A 17,822-nucleotide genomic window follows, 5' to 3' on the forward strand; every position below is an offset into this window, starting at 1 on the left:
TTCCGGCGCGCATCCCGAACGCTCCGTGCCGCTCTCGACACGGAAGGTTCCCCTGTGTAGCCTCACGCCCCAAGCAAGCGGTTGTCGGCCGCGGGAGGGGCTGCCATGGCCCGGAACGGTCCGGACGATACGACCCGGCGCGACACCTCGGAGGTGGCCGCCGTCGAGGGGTTACTGGCGTACGCGCACACGCGCCGGCGCAGGAGCCGGGCGCGGGTCCGGGGCGTCAGGGAGGCGGTCGAGCGCAGCCGCGCGCTGGCCGGCCTGGATCCGCTCACGCACACGCCGCTGCTGGTGCGCGCGCTGCGCGCGCTGGCCCGGGTGCTGCTCGGGCGCGGGCAGCCGGACGAGGCGTTACCGCACGCACTGGAGGCCGTCGCGCTGGCCCGGCCGCTCGGCGGCCCGGCGCTGGTGATGTGCCTGGCGACGCTGACCGAGACGTACGAGGCGCTGCACCGCTACAGCGAGGCCGCGGCGGCGGCGCGCGAGGCCGAGGCCGCCGCCGAGCCGCCCCCGTGACCGTCAGGGGACCAGCACGCCGGGGTTGAGCACGCCCCGCGGGTCCAGCCGCGCCTTCACCGCGCGCAGCGCCTCGACCCCCACCGGCCCCAGCTCCTCCGCGTACGCGTCCCGGTGGTCGCGGCCGACGCCGTGGTGGTGCGACACGGTGCCGCCCGCGCCGGCGATCGCCTCCAGGGTGGCCCGCTTGGCCTTCGCCCACTGCTCCACCGGGTCGCCGTCCTGCGCGGTCACCACGGTGAAGTACAGCGACGCGCCCGTCTCGTACACGTGCGAGATGTGGCACATCACCAGCGGCGAGCCGAGCGCGCCGAGCAGCGCCAGCCGCACCGCGTCGTACAGGCGGGGCAGCCCCGACCAGAAGCAGGCGGTCTCCAGCGTCTCCACGGTCGCGCCGGCGGCCAGCAGCGAGTCGCGCAGGTACGGCGCGGAGAAGCGGCCCCGCTCCCAGGCCCGTCCGGGCTCCTCGCCGAGGGGTTCGCCGCCGTGGCGCGCGAGCACCGCGCCGGCCCCGGACCGGGCGGCGGCGACGGACGCGCCCTCGTAGCCGGCGATCACCAGGCATCCGGCGCCGCCGCCTCCCAGGGCGTCCGGGCGGGCCAGGCCGACCATGGTCTCGGTCTCGTCCGACAGCCGCAGCACCGTGGGCGCCGGCCCGTCCTGGGCGAGCGCCCGCAGCGCGGCGGCGCCCTCGCGGAACGTCGGGAAGCGCCAGCCCTCGTAGACCTTCTCGGCGGGCACGGGGCGGACGCGCAGGCGCAGCGAGGTGATGACGCCGAGGGCGCCCTCGGAGCCGAGCAGGAGCTGGCGCAGGTCGGGCCCGGCGGCGGAGCGGGGGGCGCGGCCGAGCTCCAGCGTGCCGGTCGGGGTGGCCGCGGTGAGGCCGACCACCATGTCGTCGAAGCGGCCGTACCCGGCGGACGCCTGCCCGCTGGACCGGGCCGCCGCGAAGCCGCCGAGCGTGGCGTACTCGAACGACTGGGGGAAGTGGCCGAGCGTCATCCCGTGGGCGGCGAGCAGCCGCTCCGCCTCCGGGGCGCGCAGGCCGGGCTCCAGCTCGGCGACGCGCGACTCGGCGTCGAACCCGACGAGCCGGTTCATCCGGGACAGGTCCAGCGCGACGACCCCCGTGAACGCCGCTCCCCCGGGACCGGGCGAGCGGTCGGGCGTCAGGCCGCCCACGACCGAGGTGCCGCCGCCGAACGGGACGACGGCCACGCGCTCTCGCGAGCACAGCTCCAGCAGCGCCGCCACCTCGGCGTGGGAGCCGGGCAGCACGACCGCGTCGGGGGCGTCGAGCGCGTCGCCGGCGCGCATGCGCAGCAGGTCGGGCGTGGACTTGCCGCGCGTGTGGCGGACGCGCGCCTCGTGGGAGGTGAGCACGTGCCCGGCTCCGGTGATCCCGGCCAGGGCCGCCAGCACGCGGCCGTCGAGCGCGGTCCCGGGCAGCCGTACGGACTCCAGCGGCACGGCCGGCGCGCCGGGCCCGCGCACGCCGAGCAGGTCGCGCAGCAGGCCGCGGACCGGTTCGGGCAGCTCGCGGGCGAGAGCGGGGTCTCCCCATCCGGACCAGAGCATGGGTTCAGCGGACATGTCTACACTGTGACACATGACGTTGATTCGTCACAATGACGGCGTTCTGGACGCGGCGCGTGACTGCGTGCTGGCCTACGGGGTGCGGCGGACCACGCTCACCGACGTGGCCCGCCGGGCCGGGGTCTCGCGCATGACGCTCTACCGGCGCTGGCCGGACGTGCGCTCACTGGTCGCCGACCTGATGACGCGCGAGTGGCTGCGCGCGGTGGAGGACCTCGACCTGTCCGACCCGGTGGCCGCCGTGGTGGAGGGGGTGCGGCGGCTGCGCTCCCACCCGCTCTGGGTCAAGATCGTCGAGGCGGACCCGGAGCTGCTCCTGCCGTACCTGCTGCACCGCAGGGGCGCCACCCACGACGCCGTCCTGACCCTGCTCGAACGCGTCACCGGCGACCCGCGCGCGGCGCGGGCGGTGCTGCTGGTGGCGCAGTCGTTCCTGATCTCGGCGCCCGCGATGACCGGCCCCGGCGGCGACGGCGGGGTCACCCTGGACGACCTCGACGCCGAGCTCGCGGCCCTGCTGGAGGGATACCTTGGACAGCTCGAAGGACAGCTCGAAGGACGGCCTGAGGGACGGCCTCGGGGGCGGCTCGATCGACGCCCGTAGCTCGCTCAACGCCTCCAGGAGGCGCGCGGAGCTGACGCGCAGCGCCGAGGAGACGGCCGACGTGCTCGTCGTGGGCCTCGGCGCGACCGGCGCGGGCGCCGCCCTGGACGCCGCCTCGCGCGGCCTGTCCGTGGTCGCGGCGGACGCGCACGACCTCGCCTTCGGCACGTCCCGGTGGAGTTCCAAGCTGATCCACGGCGGGCTGCGCTACCTGGCCAAGGGCGAGGTGGGCATCGCCCACGAGAGCGCCGTGGAGCGCGGCGTCCTGCTGCGGCACACGGCGCCGCACCTGGTGCGGGCGCACCCGTACGTGCTGCCGCTGACCGGGGACGTCTCCCGGGCCCAGGAGGCCATGGTCATGGCGGGCTACCGGCTCGGCGACGCGTTGCGCGCCGCCGCGCGCACCCCGCGGCCCCTGCTGCCCGGCCCCTCGCGGCTCGACGCCGCCCGGACGCGCCGGCTCGCGCCGTTCCTCAGCCCGGACGGCCTGCGCGGCGGTCTGCTGTCGTGGGACGGGCGGCTGCTCGACGACGCCCGGCTGGTGGTGGCCCTCGCCCGCACGGCCGCCGCGCACGGCGCGCGGATCCTGACCCGGTGCCGCGTCCTGGAGCTGACCGGGCGGGGCGCCCGGGCGCGCGACGAGCTGACCGGGGAGGAGTTCGAGATCCGCGCCAGGGTCGTGGTCAACGCGACCGGCGTGTGGGCGGGCGGCCTGGACCCCCGGGTGCGGCTGCGGCCGTCGCGGGGCACGCACCTGGTGTTCGCGCCGGGGACGCTGCCGGGGCTCACGGCGGGGCTGCACCTGCCGATCCCGGGTGCGGGCAACCGGTTCGCGCTGCTGCTCCCCCAGCCCGACGGGCGCGCGTACGCGGGGCTGACGGACGAGCCAGTGGACGGGCCCGTTCCGGACGTGCCGGAGGCGCCCGAGGAGGACATCAGGGCGCTGCTCGCCGTTCTCAACGCGGTGCTGGACGTCCCGCTGCCCCGGGAGGCGGTGGCAGGGGCCTACGCGGGCCTGAGACCGCTGCTGGCGGGCGAAGGCGGCACGGCCGACCTCTCGCGCCGCCACGCGGTCCTCGGGGGCCAGAGGGGCCGGTGGGGCGATCGGGGCGACGCGGTGGTCACGGTGGTGGGCGGCAAGCTCACCACGTACCGGCGGATGGCGCAGGACGCGGTGGACCGCGCCGTGTCGGCCGCCGGACTCGGCGCGGGGCCGTGCCGCACGGCCCGCCTCCCGCTCGTCGGCGCGACGGCGGCGCGGGAGGCGTCCGGCGCCGGGAACGGTCCGCCCGCGCGGGGGGCGCTCGGCGCCGAGGGCGGGCCGCCGGCGCGGCTGGTGGAGCGTTACGGCGCGGAGGCGGCCGCCGTGCTGCCGCTCGTCCGCGCGTACCCCGAGGAGGTGGGGGCGGGCGTCACGGCGGGCGAGCTGCTCTGGTCGGCGCTGCACGAGGGCGCCCTGGACGAGGCCGACCTGCTGGACCGGCGCACCCGCGTCGGCCTGGTCGCGGCCGACCGGGCCGCCGCGCTGCCCGCCGCCCGCGCCATGCTGGCCCGCGCCGCCGCCGGGGACCTGCCGGGCGCCTGACGTCGCGGGCCGGCGCGGGGGTGTCCGACTCGCCGCGCGGACACGTCGGGCGGAATCCCCGCATCCGCCCCGTCTTACCGTTAGGTTAGTCTTACCTAATCTCGTACAGGCGCGGAGGGGGAGCGTTGGCCAGGGGCTGCGAACATCCGGACGGATGCCACACCGGCACCGTGCCCACCTTGGCCAGCGCCACCGTGGGAGCCCGGCTGTGGCTGCTCGTCGAGTACTCCGGGGCCTGGCCCTCCCACCTGGAAAATCTGGAGCTCCCGGACGACGTCGCGCGGCTCGTCGAGCGGGCCCTGGAACGCGGCGTACGGCCCCAGCTGATCCGCCGCCCCGGCCGCCGGACCCGCCAGGCGGGGCAGGGCCTGCGTGTGCTAGTCGCCTACGGCGCGGGCCCCGAACCGTGGCTGGCCTCGGGCGTCGTCGCAGGTCCGGACGATCTTGACCTGGACGCGCTGGTGGCCGGAGTGGTCCCGGAGTCCTGCATACTTGAAGACGAGCCGGTATTTCTGGTCTGCACGCACGCCAAGCGCAATGCGTGCTGCGCCCGCATTGGACTACCCCTCGCTCGTGACCTGGCAGAGGTTTGGCCGGACAGAGTATGGGAAACGTCACACGTTGGCGGCGATCGCTACGCCGCCAACCTCGTGTGCTTGCCACACGGAATTTTCTACGGCAGCATGTCTCAGGCTGCTGCGATCGCAGCGGCGAACGCGTACCGGTCGGGCGAGATCATTCTCGACCGCTACCGGGGACGCGCAGGCATCCCTGAGCCATTGCAAGCCGTCGAGCACTTCGCCCGAGCCCATACGGGAGAGTGCTCTGTCGGCGCAGTGGCCGTGGAATCCTCCAGGTTGGACGGCGACGTCACCGACGCCATCGTGCGCTGCGGCGACGTCCGGCTCCGGGTTGTGGTCACGCCCTCGGCGTTCCGAGCGCCGTGCGGCACGGTTTGCGCCGAGACGATCACCACCTACCGGCTGGTTTCGCTGGACAGGCTCTCGCCTGTGCGGTACGCCACGCCGGCGCTCACCTGACTGTGGGAACATCACGGCCCCTCCTTGCGTTGGAACAGTGACGCCGAAAGCGTCCAATGCGGCTCAATTACCGAAATACCTCTCACGAAGGTGGTTTTCTCATGTCTCAGGTACGTCGGCAGCTCGCCCGCCCGCGCCCCAGCTGGGGTTGGCAGGATGATGCCGCGTGCCGGGGTGAGGACCTCGTACTCTTCTTCGGCCCCGACGGGGAGCGCCAGCCCGAGCGTGACGTACGCGAGCGGAAGGCCAAGGCGATCTGCGCGCAGTGTCCGGTCCGCACCGAGTGCCTGGACTACGCGCTGTCCCGCCCGGAGAAGTACGGAACGTGGGGCGGCCTCAACGAGGACGAGCGCGCTTCCGAGCGTCGCCGTCGCATGCGCCGCGCCGCCAGCGCCGGCATCTCCGCCGCCTGACCCGCCCGGCCGCCGCGAGCGCGCCACGAGCACCGCGTGATCCCGCAGTTGTCCCGATGAACCGGGGCCCGGCCCCCCGCCGGACCCCGGCGAACCCGGTCGGGACAACTGCATGATCAGGCAGGCTTCTCAACCCGAGCACGCGAAAGAGCCCGGCGCCTTCCCTCGGCGCCGGGCTCTCGTCGTCTCCGGAAACCCCCGTTTCGAGCGGATCAGCCGCCGCGATCAGACGATCAGGTCATCGAACTCCCCGTCCTTGGCCCCCAGGACGAACGCGGTGATCTCGGCGCGCGTGTAGACGAGCGCGGGATCGTCGGGGAAGCGCGAGTTGCGCATCGCGATCTCCCCGGTCGGAAGGGTGGCCACCTCGACGCAGTTGCCGTTGGGGTTGCTCCGCTTGCTCTTCCGCCACACGACGGGAAGACGGCCGGCGGGCGTTCCGTTGCGGAACCCATGCATGGAAGAAGCTCCTCGCTTGCAAATGCACGTGCATCCGTGCTTTGCGAGCTGAGATTACGGCAGCGCGCGGCCGGCCACTCCCCTGATGGCCAAATTCCCCCGTATGGAGTGGGTCACAGCGACGAGCGGAGCCCCTCCAGGAAACGCCTGCTCCGCGCCGGCGACTCGGCCTGGATGCTGAGCCGGTCCATCACCCGCGTGTAGTTCTCCGACTCGGCGGGCTTGTCCAGGTAGAGGGCGCTGGTGAGCTGCTCCATGTAGACGACGTCGGGCAGGTCGCGCTCGGGGAAGCGCAGGATGCTGAACGGCCCGCCGGCCGCCGCGTGCCCGCCCCGCTCGAACGGCATCACCTGCACGGTCACGTTGCGCAGGGCGGTCATCTCCAGCAGGTGGTCGATCTGCTCGCGCATCACCTCGGGGCCGCCGAGCGCGCGCCGCACGACCGCCTCGTCGATCACCGCCCACAGGGTGAGCGCGCCCGCGCCCTCCAGCCGGCGCTGCCGCGTGGTGCGCAGCCGCACCCGCCGCTCGATCTCCTCCTCCGGGGCCGCCTCGTGCGCCAGCCGGATCACCGCGCGGGCGTAGCCGGGCGCCTGGAGCAGGCCGGGGACGAACTGGTTCTCGTACGTCCTGATGACCGAGGCCGCGCCCTCCAGGCCGATGTACACCTCGAACCAGGAGGGCAGCAGGTCGCCGTACTTGTGCCACCATCCGGGGGCGTTGGCCTGCCGGGCGAGTCCCAGCAGCGGGGCCCGCTCGGCCTCGTCGGTGACGCCGTACAGGGTGAGCAGGTCGGCCACGTCGCGCTCCTTGAAGCTGACCTGCCCGAGCTCCAGGCGGCTGATCTTGGCGTGAGAAGCGCGAATCGCGTATCCCGCGTCGTCGCGCGAGATACCCTTCTCCGTGCGGAGCCTGCGCAGCTGGGTGCCCAGCAGGATCCGCAGGACCGTCGGGCTCCCCGGCGTGAAGCCGACGACCCTTCCCTCCGCGCTCGGTGCGCTCACGCCGTCCACTCCTAGATCATCTGCACGTGCAGATGCGATTTGCATCCGTAAACGACGAAAAGTCTTGCATCGGAAAGCGCATCCCGTAAAGATGGCTGTGGATCACTTAACAGACCGCGCATCGGGGGCCACGATGACGACTTTCGACGCACGGCCACAAGCCGCCGCCGCGGGGGCCCGGCCGCCGGAGTGGCTGGCGTCCGTCCTGCTGGGCGGGCTGCCGACGCCGTGCGACGCGGTCTTCCCCTTCCACGGGCTGGTCGAGCCGGCGTGCGTCTCCTCGGCGCGGCGCTTCGTCGACCGCACGCTGGCCGGCTGGGGCTCGGACGGCGTGGCGTTCGAGGCGCAGCTCGTGGTCTCCGAACTCGTCACCAACGCGATGCGGCACGGCGGCGGCATCGACGAGCTGCGGCTGCTGGCCTACGGCACCGAGCTGGCCTGCGTGGTCACCGACCGCAGCCCGGCCGCGCCGGTCGCGGTCCGTCCCGACCTGTTCGCGGAGTTCGGGCGCGGGTTACGGCTGGTCGAGGCGATCTGCACCACGTGGGGCTGGGTGGTCTCCAGCACCCGGCGCAAAGTCGTCTGGGCCGTCCTCGCCGCGTAAGGGATCGCATTACTTCTGACCTGCCATAAGAGCATTTATTGGCCCCTCGGGGGTGGTGCCCCTACTGTGTGCCCGGTGAAGACGACATTGATCACGGGTGGGTCGAGCGGCATCGGGCTCGCGCTCGCGCGACGGCTGGTCGCCGACGGGCAGGCGGTCGCCGTCACCGGCCGCGACGAGAGCAGGCTGGCCCAGGTGCCCGGCGTGCTGCGGCTGCCCGGCGACGCCACCGATCACGACTCCGTGCGGGACGCCGTGGAGGCGACCGTCAAGGAGTACGGCAGGCTCGACCACGTCGTCGCCAACGCCGGTTTCTCCACCCACGGCCCGTTCACCGAGACGGACCCGGACCGGCTGCGCGACATGGTGCTCACCAACGTCCTCGGCCCCGCTCTGCTGGTGAAGGCCGCGCTGCCCGCGCTGCGCGAGACCCGCGGCCGGATCGTGCTGATCGGCAGCGTCGCCGGCTTCCGCCACGCGCCGGGCAACATGTACTCGGTGACGAAGTGGGCGGTGACCGCGCTCGCCGAGAACACCCGCCTGCTGGTGACCGGCGACGGCGTCGGCGTGACGCTGATCGCGCCCGGCCGGGTGGACACCGCGTTCTGGCCGGACGGCCGCCCCGACGGGCCGCTGCTCACCGCCGGCAACATCGCCGACGCCGTCGCCTGGGCGCTGGCCCAGCCGGAGGGCGTGGACGTGAACACCGTCGTGGTGCGTCCCACCGGCCAGCCCGCCTGATGCCCGCCCTCTACACCCGTTTTGCCGGTGCTGGAGGCCGTGCACCACCAGAGACCCGTCTGGGAGGGCGGCACCACGCTGGCCGTCTACTGGCTGGAGCTGCTGCTGCTCGGCGCGATGCTGCTGGCGAGCATCACGTACGTCAGCATCCTGCTGATCGTTCCTGCTCCAGCTCAACTCCGCGATCGCCCCCGGATGCGGCGGCTCAGCGGCTTCTGACGCGACTCGTCGGCGTCCGGCGCGTCGAGCCTCGCCGCCGGGCCTGTTCAGGTGCTCAGGGCGGCCGGGTCCACCAGCGCCCGCACCACGACGAACAGCGCCACGGCGAAGATGAGGTAGGCGAACCAGCGGCGCAGCCGCACCGCCTCCAGGCGGCGGCCCAGCCGGGCGGCGGCCAGCGACCCGGCCACCGCCGCCGCGGTGAAGAGCGCGATGACGCCGTGGTCCAGCTCCGCGTCCCCGGCGTGCGCGGCGAACCCGGCGACCGCGTTGACCACCACGATCAGCAGCGAGGTGCCGACCGCGTCCGTCATCGGCAGCCCCAGACCGAGCACCAGGGCGGGAATGACGAGGAAGCCGCCGCCGACGCCGAACAGCCCGGTCAGAACGCCCACGACCGCGCCCGCGAGGATGCTCTTGGGCAGGCAACTGCGCCAGTTGACGCCGCCGCCGGGCAGCGCGCACGCCCCGCCCACGGCGCTCCGTTCGGCCAGCATCCGCCAGCCGGCCACCGCCATCAGGGCGGCGAAGCCGACCAGCACCACCTGCGGCGACAGCAGGCGCCCCAGAGCGGCACCGGCGAACGCGGCCGCCGCCCCCGCGCCGCCGAAGACGGCGGCGACGCGCCAGCGCACCTGACGGGCGCGGATGCGGGGCAGCACGGCGGTGGCCGAGGAGATCCCCACCACGAGGAGGGAGGCCGGCACGGCGGACGCCAGCGGCAGACCCGCGCCATAGACCAGGGCGGGCACCGCCAGGATGGAGCCGCCGCCGCCCAGCAGCCCGAGCAGGACACCGATCACGGCACCGAGACCGAGTGCGGTCAGCATCGCCGTCCCCGTTCAGTCGCCCGGGCCGGCCGGTTCGGCCGGTTCGGCCGGGTGCGGCGGGCGCTCCGGCCGGGGCGGGAGGACCGGGCCCGTCCCGGAGCTCACCTGTGCTCCTTGACCAGGGCGCCCAGCACGGTGGCGATGTCGGTGCGGGGGCCGCGGTTGTAGGGGAGCCTGGCCAGGGCCATGCCCATGGCGCAGGTGCCCGACAGGGCGGCGAAGGTCAGCCCGGCGCCGACGACGCCGGCGATCCACTTGGCCGGTTCGTACGCGGTGCTGGCCACGACCGAGGCCAGCACGAGGGAGCCGGCGACCAGACGCACCTGGCGCTCCAATTCCCAGCGGGGTCGGCCGGTGGCGACCGGGGCGCCGGCGGCCCGCCAGGCGGTGATCCCGCCGGACAGGACGCGCGGGCCGGGCAGCCCCGCGCCCGCCAGGGCCTGCCGGGCCTGATCGGCGCGCCGGCCGGAGTGGCAGATGAGCACCACCTGCTCATCCAGGTGGGCGCGCAGCTCGTCGCGGTGCTCGCGCAGCAGGTCCAGCGGCACGTTATGGGATCCGGGGATGTGGGCGGTCTCGAACTCACCAGGGGTGCGTACGTCGATCAGCCGGGGTCCGGCGCCGGATTCCAGCAGCCGCCGCAGGGCGGCGGCATCCAGGTCGGCGGGGGCCTTCGGGGCATCGGCGGTCATGCGGTCTCCTTCTCGAGGGATGAGGGGTTCCGGGAAGCGGCCTCGTTCCGATCGGCCCGTCCCGAGGGCGGTCTCCGGACGGTCAGGTCTCGGGGCCGGTGATGGTCAGGCCCGCGCCGGCGGCCTCGGCGTAGGCGTCGTCGATGTGCACCACCTCTCGTCCGGCCCGCTTCAGCAGGCTGGTGGCGGCGGCGGCCCGGTAGCCGGAGCCGCAGTGCACCCACACTGTCCCCTCCGGCACCTCGGCCAGGCGCGCGGGCAGCTCGGGCAGCGGGACGCGGGTCGCGCCGTCGATGTGCCCGGCCCGCCACTCACCCTCCAGGCGCACGTCCAGCACCACGTCAGGGGCGGGCAGCTGCCGCGGGGCACGGCCGGCGAGGGCGGCGGCCAGGTCGGCGAACGTGGCCACCGGCACCTCGCCCAGCCGGGACTCGTCGCCGCCGGCCCACTGCTCGGGAGTGCCGGTCGCGGCGGCAGCGGGGCGGTCGATGCCGATGCGGGCCAGCTCGCGCTGGGCGGCGGCGACCTGCTCGGGACTCTCGCCCAGCAGGGTGATGGGCGCTCCCCACGGGGCCATCCAGGCCAGCCAGGTGGACATCGGCCCGTCCAGCCCGAAGCTGAGCGTGCCGGTCAGGTGCCGCTGCGCGAACGCCTTGCGCGAGCGCAGATCCACCACCCATTCCCCGGCCGCGACCCGCTCCCGTAGCTGGTCGGCGTCGGCGCTCCGCACCGGGGTCAGGTCGATCGGCTCGGCGCCCGCGCTGTTGCGCGCGCCCATGTGGGCGTAGTAGGCCGGGTAGGCGTCCAGGTCCGCCAGCGTCTGGGTGACGAAGTCGTCGGCCTCCAGCCGCAGCACCGGGTTGGACCGCTTCTCCCGGCCGATGGTGGACGCCGAGGCGTCGGACTGGGTGGCCGAGCAGAAGCTGCCGAACCCGTGGGTGGGCCAGATGTGCGCGCCGTCGGGCAGCAGGTCGGCCAGCCGGCGCGCCGAGGCGTGCTGGTGGTGGGCCAGGGTGTGGGCGTGCCGGGCGCCGAGCAGGTCGGTGCGGCCGGTGGTGCCGAACAGCAGCGATCCGCCGGTGAAGACGCCTTCCGGCCCGGCCGGGCCGGACAGGACGTAGGACAGGTGGTGGAAGGTGTGGCCCGGGGTGGCCACCACCGAGAGGCGCATCGTCTCCGACAGGACGATCTCGTCGCCGTCGGCGACCGCGCTCCGCTCGAAGTCCACGGCGTCGGCCCCGGCGACCAGGTAGGTGGCGCCGGTCAGGCGGGCCAGGGCCAGGCCGCCGGAGACGTAGTCGTTGTGCAGGTGGGTCTCGGCCACGTGCGTGACGCGCACCCCCAGCCGGCCGGCCAGGGACAGGATGCGGTCGATGTCGCGTTGCGGGTCGACCACCAGCGCCACGCGGCCGTCGTGGGCCAGGTAGCTGCGGTCGCCCAGGGAGGTGGTCTCCACCACCTCGACGTGGATCGTGCTCATCGTCTCGCCGCCTTCGCCGACGTCGGCGTCAGGTCGCCGCGCCGTATCCCGTCAAGGCTCATCTCACGGTACGTGCTCATGGAACTCCTTTGCGAATATACCCGGGGGGGTATCCAGACGGCAAAAAGATGTGACATGTCCCCGCCCGCCGGCCCGGCGAGCGGGAACCCGCTTCCGGCCGGGTCAGGACAGAGCCAGGAACAGCTTCTCCAGCCGCTCGGGGCTGATCGGCGGCTCCTCGCCGCGCTCGCGCGCCACCTGGCACTGCTGCAGGCCGGTTGAAATGATTTTGAATCCGGCCCGGTCCAGCGCCTTGGACACCGCCGCGAGCTGGGTCAGCACCTGCTCGCAGTCCGCGGCGTTCTCGATCATGGCGATCACGCCGCCCAACTGACCGTGCGCCCGCTTGAGCCGGGTGAGGGCGTCGGCCAGGACGGTCGCGTCCATCTCCATGGTGTCCACCTCGGGATCCGGTGTGCCGTTGGGGTGCATGAGCGCGGCGTCCTCGGAGGAAGCGGTCCGGCGCTCACTCCTCCTCAACATATACCCCCCGAGGTATATTCCAGGCGGTGGGGTCAGGCCGGGCCACACATGCCCGGGCGCCGGTCAGGGACCCGGCTCTCCCCTGCCCTGGGCCAGCAGGTCCAGCACGTCGGCGTCGCTGAGCTGGTCGAAGTGGGCGTACCACTGGCCGACCGCGCGGAAGTCGGGCGGCATCGCCAGCACCACCACCTCGTCGGCCTCCTCCCGCAGCGCGTACACCGTCTCGCGGGCCCCGACGGGCACCGCAAGGGTGAGCCAGGCCGGCTTCGCGCGCCGCACGGCCCGCAGCGCCGCCCGCGCGGTGCCGCCGGTCGCGAGCCCGTCGTCCACCACGACCACCTCGCGCCCGGCCAGCTCGGGCAGCGGCCGGTCACCCCGGTAGACCCGCACCCGCCGGGCCAGTTCGCGGCGCTCGTCCTCGACGACGCCGGCCACCGACGACGGCCGCAGCCCGAGGCGGGCGAGCAGCGGCAGGTCCAGCACGGGCTCGCCGCCCTCGGCTATCGCGCCGACGCCCAGCTCGGGCATCGGCGGGTAGCCGATCTTGCGGGTGACGAGCACGTCCAGCACGCCGCCCAGCCGCCGCGCGACGGGCAGCGCCACGGCGACGCCGCCCCGGGGCAGGGCGAGGACCACGGGGTCGTGAAGGTCGCGCAGCCGCTCGGCCAGCAGCTCACCGGCCTCGGCCCGGTCCGCGAACACGTCCATGCCCTGGTCCTACCCCCACCCCGGCCCCGCTCCCCCGGCTACCGCCGCGCACCCGGGCGCATGGACCCGGCCGGCCCCCGCCGCGTGCCCGGGCGCACGGCCTTCCCCCCATCCGCTCCCCGTGCGCGTGCGGACAAGACGCCCGCCACGCCGAACGTGCACACGGATGCGGACAGGACACCCGCACCATGAACGCGCCCGCGGACCCGAGGAGCAGGACGGGTCAGGGGCGGGCGCGGCCGGAGCGGCGCATCTCCTTGTGGATGATCTTCCACCGGTTCTGCTGCTCCTTGCGGAGCCGGGCGTCCGTGCGGCCGGCCATCCACAAGGCCTCCCGCTGGAGCTTGCGCCAGCTCTGCAGCCGCCGCTCCGGCAGGTCGCCGCTCTCCACGGCCGCCAGCACCGCGCAGCCCGGCTCCGAGTCGTGCCCGCAGTCGTGGAAGCGGCACCGCGCGGACAGCTCGTCGATGTCCGAGAACACCATGTCGACGCCCTCGTGCATCTCGTACAGGCCGATCCGGCGGATGCCGGGCGTGTCGATGACCAGCCCGCCGCCGGGCAGCGGGATGAGCTCCCGGTGGACCGTCGTGTGCCGGCCGCGCCCGTCGGCGGCGCGCACCTGCTGGGTCTCCATCACGACGTCGCCGGCGAGCGCGTTGACCAGCGTGGACTTGCCGGCGCCCGACGGGCCGAGCACGACGGCGGTGCGCGAGCCCTCCAGGTACTCCCGCACCAGCTCGACGCCCTCGCCGCGCAGCGAGGACACGGCGTGCACGTCCACGCCCGGCGCGGCGGCGTGGACGTCGGTGAGCAGGTCCTCCAGACCCTGCTCGAACAGGTCGGCCTTGGTGACGAGCACGACCGGCGTGCCGCCCGACTCCCAGGCCAGCGCGACGAGCCGCTCGATGCGGCCGAGGTCGGCGAAGTCGGTGGAGTGCATGGACGGCTCGGCGACGAACACCACGTCGACGTTGGCGGCCAGGACCTGGCCCTGGCCGTCGCCGGACAGGCCGCCGCGCGAGTCGCGGCTGACGCCGCCGCGGACGAACGCCGTGGTGCGCGGCAGCACGGCCTCCAGCTCGTATCGGCCCTCGGGCAGCGCGCGCAGCGCGGCCCAGTCGCCGACGCACGGCAGCGCGACCGGGTTCTCGGCGGACGCCCGGCGCACGCGCGCGGAGTGGCGGGCGTGGTGCTGGCCGTCCTCGGTGATCACCTCGGCGGCGCCGCGGTCCACGCGGGCGACCCGCCCGGGAACGGTGCCGGCGGGGAGCTCGGCGGCGCGGGACGCGGTCCAGCCGAGCAGCGAAAGATCGTAAGACAACGGAGTGATTCCTCTGCTGTGAAGAGTTGCTGAGAAGGGATGGCCGGGTGGCTCAGGCGGGCACCCGGAAGTGGACGGCACGCAGGCGGAACAGAACAATCCGCATGGTCTCCACCTCCTCTTCACGCACCGCGGTCGCGCGCGACGCGCTCCGCGATCTCTCCACGCTGCGCGGCCACCGCATGGGGCCGCGCCGACGCACCGCTGTCCGGGCGTCGCCGAGACTCTACGCAGCTCGCCTTCCGGGCGCAATCGCATTTTTCTCGGCGTGTCGTTGAACCCCGCCCGGAGTCCCGGCCGTACTTCCTGCCGACAGCTCGAGAAAGGGGAATGATGCGGACCAGCACGTATCCCCCACCCTCGGCCGAGGGAGCCGGCCTCATGGGCAAGCCACGGTTGAGCCACTGGATCAGGCGTGTGCGGCCCGACGACGATCTCGTCGTCTCGGCTCTCTATCGGGAGTACCACGGACCGCTGCTCGCCTTCGTGGTACGGCTGACGGGGGGTGACAGGCAGTGGGCAGAGGACGTCGTGCAGGAAACCATGATCAGGGCCTGGCGCAGCGCGGAGCGGCTGGACCCGGCATCGGTCTCGCTGATGCCCTGGCTCGCGACCGTGGCGCGACGTATCGTCATCGATGACCGGCGGCGCAGGGACGCCCGCCCTCAGGAGTCGGGCGACGGGCCGCTGGACAGCGTGCCCGTGCCCGACGAGATGGAGGGACTGCTGCACCAGGTGCTCGTGTCAGACGCGCTGAGGGCGCTGTCACCGGCGCACCGCGAGATCCTCAACGAGACGATCCTGCGGGACCGGTCGGTGAACGACGCCGCCGAGGCCCTCGGGATTCCCGTGGGCACCGTGAAGTCCCGGGTGTACTACGCGGTACGCGCCCTGCGCGTCGCGCTGGAGGAGAGGGGGGTGACGGCGTGACGTCGCGAGTGGAGCACACCGATGTGGGCGCCTACGCCCTCGGCCTGCTGGACGACGACGACAAGGCCGCCTTCGAGGAGCACCTGGCCACCTGCCCGCCGTGCGCCGCCGAGCTCGCCGACCTGTCGGGGGTGGCGGGCGCGCTCGTCGGCATCGGCCCCCTGGAGGACCTCGGCCCGCCGCCGCGCGGGGAGGCCGAGGTCGTCGACCTGATGCGGCGCAAGCGGGCGGCCGACCGCCGCGCGCGCAGGGGGACGATCGTGATCGGCATGGCCGCCGCGGTGACGCTGGTCGCGGGCGGCCTGACCATCGGCACCCAGCTCGGCGACTCGGGGGCGCCGGCGGTCGCGGCGTCCGGGCAGCACGACCACCTCGGCCCGGCGGAGCAGTTCTACGCCGACGGCACCCCCGTGGCCGGCACCGGCGCCGCCGGCGTGACGGGCGGCCTGGTCATCGAGTCGAAGGCGTGGGGCACCCATGCCGCGCTCAAGCTGTCGGGCGTGAAGGGCCCGCTGGAGTGCGAACTGGTGTCGGTCGCGAAGTCGGGGCAGCGGCGGGTCATGACGGGGTGGGCCGTGCCGCCGGCCGGCTACGGGGTGCCGGGCCAGCCCGACCCGTTGTACACGCACGGGGGAAGCCCCGATCCGCTGGAGAAGATCGACCATTTCGAGGTGGTCACCACGACGGGCCAGAAGCTGCTCACCGTGAACGTGTGACGTCCGCGCCCGCGCGCCTCCCGGTGCGCGGGCGCGACCGCGATCGGTGGCCGCGCCCCGGGTGACCGCGTGGAGCCACGCCGCCCGAAAAAGCCCTCTCACCTGTGGTGGGAGGGCTTTTCCATGCCCGGCCGGCTGCCGGTACTTTTACACATTCGCGGGTTGAACCTCCGCGCGTCCGGGCCTCGTACTGCCTGCCGTACCGAACCGAACGCCCGAACGCCCGAACGCGGAGGTCTGTGATGACCAGCTCTGTCACGTCCAGCTCCCGGCCCGCCCGCGGCCTCCGGCTCGCCCGCACCGGCACCGTCGCCGCCGCCGGCCTGCTCACCGCGGCCCTCGCCGCCACGGCCCTGCCCGCCTCCGCCGCCGCGTCGCCTCCCGCGCCCCAGGCGGCCGTCCCGCGGCCGGCCGGGCCGCACGCGGGGGTGTCCCGCGCCGACGCGGGCGACGTCTATCTCGCCGCCGGGCTGCGCGGCGCGAACGAGGTGGGCGTCAAGGGCGACGCCGACGGCCGCGCCACCGTCGTGCTCCGTGTCAGCGGCGGCCGGGTCGCCTTCGCGATCCGCTGGAACAGGATCGGCTCCCCCACCGCGGCGCACCTCCACCTCGGCGCGCGCGGCGTGAACGGCGACGTGCGGCTGGAGTTCCTCACCAAGCCGCTGCCCGCCGGCGTGCTCGGCGTGAGCGGCGCCGTGGACGCCGACCCGGAAGTGGTCCGGGCGCTGGTCGAGGACCCGGGCGGCTTCTACGCCAACGTGCACGACGCCCGCCACCCCAAGGGGGCCGTGCGCGGCCAGTTCCACCGGCTCGCCGCCCCCGCCGACCTCGGCGGCGTCCTGCAGGGCAGCAACCGGGCGACCCTGAGCTCGCGGGCCGACGGGGCGCAGGAGGTCCGGGCCGAGGACGGGGCCAGGCGGGGCGACGAGGACGGCCGGGCGGTGTGGTGGCTGCGCCCGCACGGCGGGGCCGTCGGCTACACCGCCCTCTGGTCGGGGCTCGCGCCCGTGACGAACGGCCACATCCACCGGGGCGGGCGGGGCCGCGACGGCGCGGTCGTGGCCGACCTGTTCGCCGCGCCGAAGGGGCTGCCGGCCGGGATCACCGGCGTGGCGGGCGAGGCCAGGGTGCCCGCGGCCGTGGTCCGGCGCATCGCCGCCCACCCGGGCAGCTACTCCAGCGATCTGCACACCACCGAGTTCGGCGGCGGCGCGGTGCGCGGCCGGCTCTCCGGGCGGTCGTTCACCCACCCCCACGCGGTCACCGCCGACGTGCTGCGCGGCGCCCAGCTCTACGCCTGCACGAAGCAGCCGGGCGGCGGCCACGCCTTCACCCAGTACGGCGTGCGCGCCACGCTGCGGCGCGGCATCGAGCACTCCTTCGTCACCCCGGCCGCCGGACCGCCGCAGTGGATCGCCCCGGACGGCAGCGCGGTGCGCGGCAAGGTCGTCACCAAGACGCCCAACGGCGAGCGGGCCATCCCCGAGCTGGTGCTGACCGCGACCCGGTCGGGCGCGAAGGGCGGGCTGCTGTCAGGAGTCACGCAGGTGCTGCGGCTCAACACCGAGGGCGGGCCGGCTCCGGCCGGCTCGTGCAGGCCCGGGGCGAAGGCCCGCGTCCCCTACAGGGCGGACTACCTGTTCCTGAGCTGAGGCCCGGCCGGCTGCCTCTCCCCCGTATGTCAGCGGCGGTGTCAGGGCGGCGACGGCCCGGTATCAGAACGGTCGGCGATGGTTGATCTCGAAAGAACACAGCACAAGGAGCACACCATGCAGAAGTTCGACACCGCCGCCCCGATCACCGCCGTCCTGGACATCC

General features: G+C 74.4%; 20 protein-coding genes. 11 read left to right on the forward strand and 9 right to left on the reverse strand.

Annotation, left to right across the window (positions count from 1 at the left end; translation table 11 throughout):
• Positions 1 to 105: 105 nt before the first annotated feature.
• Positions 106 to 519 carry a tetratricopeptide repeat protein gene (locus HT134_RS29890; protein WP_175603777.1) on the forward strand — a complete coding sequence of 138 codons (414 nt, stop codon included), beginning with the start codon at positions 106 to 108 and terminating at the stop codon, positions 517 to 519.
• 3 nt (positions 520 to 522) lie between these two features.
• On the opposite strand, the gene HT134_RS29895 is transcribed toward HT134_RS29890, so the two are convergent.
• Positions 523 to 2,112 (reverse strand): FAD-binding oxidoreductase, encoded by a 1,590-nt coding sequence (locus tag HT134_RS29895; RefSeq protein WP_246365763.1) that lies wholly within the window; start codon positions 2,110 to 2,112, stop codon positions 523 to 525.
• 16 nt (positions 2,113 to 2,128) lie between these two features.
• On the opposite strand from HT134_RS29895, the gene HT134_RS29900 reads away from it, so the two are divergent.
• From HT134_RS29900 to HT134_RS29915, 4 genes are all read left to right on the forward strand, one after another.
• On the forward strand, positions 2,129 to 2,719 hold the full coding sequence (locus HT134_RS29900) for a TetR/AcrR family transcriptional regulator (protein WP_175603778.1): 591 nt from the start codon (positions 2,129 to 2,131) through the stop codon (positions 2,717 to 2,719).
• On the forward strand, positions 2,706 to 4,304 hold the full coding sequence (locus HT134_RS29905; protein WP_175603849.1) for a glycerol-3-phosphate dehydrogenase/oxidase: 1,599 nt from the start codon (positions 2,706 to 2,708) through the stop codon (positions 4,302 to 4,304). The genes HT134_RS29900 and HT134_RS29905 overlap by 14 nt, the downstream gene beginning before the upstream one ends.
• Before the next feature lie 170 nt (positions 4,305 to 4,474).
• Positions 4,475 to 5,344, forward strand: a complete 870-nt coding sequence (locus HT134_RS29910) for a sucrase ferredoxin (RefSeq protein WP_312888541.1) — start codon at positions 4,475 to 4,477, stop codon at positions 5,342 to 5,344.
• A gap of 101 nt (positions 5,345 to 5,445) precedes the next feature.
• Positions 5,446 to 5,757, forward strand: a complete 312-nt coding sequence (locus tag HT134_RS29915) for a WhiB family transcriptional regulator (protein ID WP_101784355.1) — start codon at positions 5,446 to 5,448, stop codon at positions 5,755 to 5,757.
• A gap of 225 nt (positions 5,758 to 5,982) precedes the next feature.
• On the opposite strand, the gene HT134_RS29920 is transcribed toward HT134_RS29915, so the two are convergent.
• A complete protein-coding gene (locus HT134_RS29920) occupies positions 5,983 to 6,216 on the reverse strand; it encodes a DUF397 domain-containing protein (RefSeq protein WP_175603780.1) in 234 nt (77 codons plus the stop codon).
• A 113-nt stretch (positions 6,217 to 6,329) separates the two neighbouring features.
• Positions 6,330 to 7,220, reverse strand: a complete 891-nt coding sequence (locus HT134_RS29925) for a Sco1979 family transcriptional regulator (protein WP_312888542.1) — start codon at positions 7,218 to 7,220, stop codon at positions 6,330 to 6,332.
• Positions 7,221 to 7,353: 133 nt separating this feature from the next.
• On the opposite strand from HT134_RS29925, the gene HT134_RS29930 reads away from it, so the two are divergent.
• The 3 genes from HT134_RS29930 to HT134_RS29940 all read left to right on the forward strand — a co-directional run bounded on the left by HT134_RS29930 (position 7,354) and on the right by HT134_RS29940 (position 8,784).
• Positions 7,354 to 7,824 (forward strand): ATP-binding protein, encoded by a 471-nt coding sequence (locus HT134_RS29930; RefSeq protein ID WP_175603782.1) that lies wholly within the window; start codon positions 7,354 to 7,356, stop codon positions 7,822 to 7,824.
• 75 nt (positions 7,825 to 7,899) lie between these two features.
• A complete protein-coding gene (locus tag HT134_RS29935; RefSeq protein ID WP_312888543.1) occupies positions 7,900 to 8,565 on the forward strand; it encodes an SDR family oxidoreductase in 666 nt (221 codons plus the stop codon).
• 39 nt (positions 8,566 to 8,604) lie between these two features.
• Complete coding sequence (locus HT134_RS29940) at positions 8,605 to 8,784, forward strand: hypothetical protein (RefSeq protein WP_217708523.1); 180 nt, start codon at positions 8,605 to 8,607, stop codon at positions 8,782 to 8,784.
• Positions 8,785 to 8,831: 47 nt separating this feature from the next.
• Here HT134_RS29940 and HT134_RS29945 read toward each other — a convergent pair whose 3' ends face one another.
• From HT134_RS29945 to rsgA, 6 genes are all read right to left on the reverse strand, one after another.
• Positions 8,832 to 9,614 carry a sulfite exporter TauE/SafE family protein gene (locus HT134_RS29945; protein WP_175603785.1) on the reverse strand — a complete coding sequence of 261 codons (783 nt, stop codon included), beginning with the start codon at positions 9,612 to 9,614 and terminating at the stop codon, positions 8,832 to 8,834.
• Between the two features lie 101 nt (positions 9,615 to 9,715).
• A complete protein-coding gene (locus tag HT134_RS29950) occupies positions 9,716 to 10,306 on the reverse strand; it encodes a rhodanese-like domain-containing protein (RefSeq protein WP_175603786.1) in 591 nt (196 codons plus the stop codon).
• Positions 10,307 to 10,388: 82 nt separating this feature from the next.
• Positions 10,389 to 11,786 (reverse strand): MBL fold metallo-hydrolase, encoded by a 1,398-nt coding sequence (locus HT134_RS29955; protein WP_175603787.1) that lies wholly within the window; start codon positions 11,784 to 11,786, stop codon positions 10,389 to 10,391.
• A 183-nt stretch (positions 11,787 to 11,969) separates the two neighbouring features.
• Positions 11,970 to 12,239 carry a metal-sensitive transcriptional regulator gene (locus tag HT134_RS29960; RefSeq protein WP_175603850.1) on the reverse strand — a complete coding sequence of 90 codons (270 nt, stop codon included), beginning with the start codon at positions 12,237 to 12,239 and terminating at the stop codon, positions 11,970 to 11,972.
• A 153-nt stretch (positions 12,240 to 12,392) separates the two neighbouring features.
• Positions 12,393 to 13,037 (reverse strand): phosphoribosyltransferase, encoded by a 645-nt coding sequence (locus tag HT134_RS29965; protein WP_175603788.1) that lies wholly within the window; start codon positions 13,035 to 13,037, stop codon positions 12,393 to 12,395.
• 223 nt (positions 13,038 to 13,260) lie between these two features.
• Complete coding sequence (gene rsgA / locus HT134_RS29970; RefSeq protein WP_175603789.1) at positions 13,261 to 14,358, reverse strand: ribosome small subunit-dependent GTPase A; 1,098 nt, start codon at positions 14,356 to 14,358, stop codon at positions 13,261 to 13,263.
• A gap of 381 nt (positions 14,359 to 14,739) precedes the next feature.
• Between rsgA and HT134_RS29975 the strand changes: the two genes are divergently transcribed.
• The 3 genes from HT134_RS29975 (at position 14,740) to HT134_RS29985 (ending at position 17,656) form a co-directional block, all read left to right on the forward strand.
• Positions 14,740 to 15,288, forward strand: a complete 549-nt coding sequence (locus HT134_RS29975) for a sigma-70 family RNA polymerase sigma factor (protein ID WP_246365770.1) — start codon at positions 14,740 to 14,742, stop codon at positions 15,286 to 15,288.
• Positions 15,285 to 16,004 carry an anti-sigma factor family protein gene (locus HT134_RS29980; protein WP_175603790.1) on the forward strand — a complete coding sequence of 240 codons (720 nt, stop codon included), beginning with the start codon at positions 15,285 to 15,287 and terminating at the stop codon, positions 16,002 to 16,004. The genes HT134_RS29975 and HT134_RS29980 overlap by 4 nt, the downstream gene beginning before the upstream one ends.
• Before the next feature lie 242 nt (positions 16,005 to 16,246).
• Positions 16,247 to 17,656, forward strand: a complete 1,410-nt coding sequence (locus tag HT134_RS29985) for a CHRD domain-containing protein (protein WP_175603791.1) — start codon at positions 16,247 to 16,249, stop codon at positions 17,654 to 17,656.
• The last annotated feature ends 166 nt before the right edge of the window (positions 17,657 to 17,822 follow it).

Origin of the sequence: Nonomuraea rhodomycinica, from assembly GCF_013363995.1 — a bacterium.
Lineage (GTDB): Bacteria > Actinomycetota > Actinomycetes > Streptosporangiales > Streptosporangiaceae > Nonomuraea > Nonomuraea rhodomycinica.

What these genes read in the sequence shown, in the direction of transcription:
- HT134_RS29890 (WP_175603777.1), top strand. Translation starts at nt 106, where the DNA reads ATGGCCCGGAACGGTCCGGACGATACGACCCGGCGCGACACCTCGGAG.
- HT134_RS29895 (WP_246365763.1), bottom strand. Translation starts at nt 2,112, where the DNA reads ATGTCCGCTGAACCCATGCTCTGGTCCGGATGGGGAGACCCCGCTCTC.
- HT134_RS29900 (WP_175603778.1), top strand. Translation starts at nt 2,129, where the DNA reads ATGACGTTGATTCGTCACAATGACGGCGTTCTGGACGCGGCGCGTGAC.
- HT134_RS29915 (WP_101784355.1), top strand. Translation starts at nt 5,446, where the DNA reads ATGTCTCAGGTACGTCGGCAGCTCGCCCGCCCGCGCCCCAGCTGGGGT.
- HT134_RS29920 (WP_175603780.1), bottom strand. Translation starts at nt 6,216, where the DNA reads ATGCATGGGTTCCGCAACGGAACGCCCGCCGGCCGTCTTCCCGTCGTG.
- HT134_RS29930 (WP_175603782.1), top strand. Translation starts at nt 7,354, where the DNA reads ATGACGACTTTCGACGCACGGCCACAAGCCGCCGCCGCGGGGGCCCGG.
- HT134_RS29945 (WP_175603785.1), bottom strand. Translation starts at nt 9,614, where the DNA reads ATGCTGACCGCACTCGGTCTCGGTGCCGTGATCGGTGTCCTGCTCGGG.
- HT134_RS29950 (WP_175603786.1), bottom strand. Translation starts at nt 10,306, where the DNA reads ATGACCGCCGATGCCCCGAAGGCCCCCGCCGACCTGGATGCCGCCGCC.
- HT134_RS29955 (WP_175603787.1), bottom strand. Translation starts at nt 11,786, where the DNA reads ATGAGCACGATCCACGTCGAGGTGGTGGAGACCACCTCCCTGGGCGAC.
- HT134_RS29960 (WP_175603850.1), bottom strand. Translation starts at nt 12,239, where the DNA reads ATGGAGATGGACGCGACCGTCCTGGCCGACGCCCTCACCCGGCTCAAG.
- HT134_RS29965 (WP_175603788.1), bottom strand. Translation starts at nt 13,037, where the DNA reads ATGGACGTGTTCGCGGACCGGGCCGAGGCCGGTGAGCTGCTGGCCGAG.
- HT134_RS29975 (WP_246365770.1), top strand. Translation starts at nt 14,740, where the DNA reads ATGGGCAAGCCACGGTTGAGCCACTGGATCAGGCGTGTGCGGCCCGAC.
- HT134_RS29985 (WP_175603791.1), top strand. Translation starts at nt 16,247, where the DNA reads ATGACCAGCTCTGTCACGTCCAGCTCCCGGCCCGCCCGCGGCCTCCGG.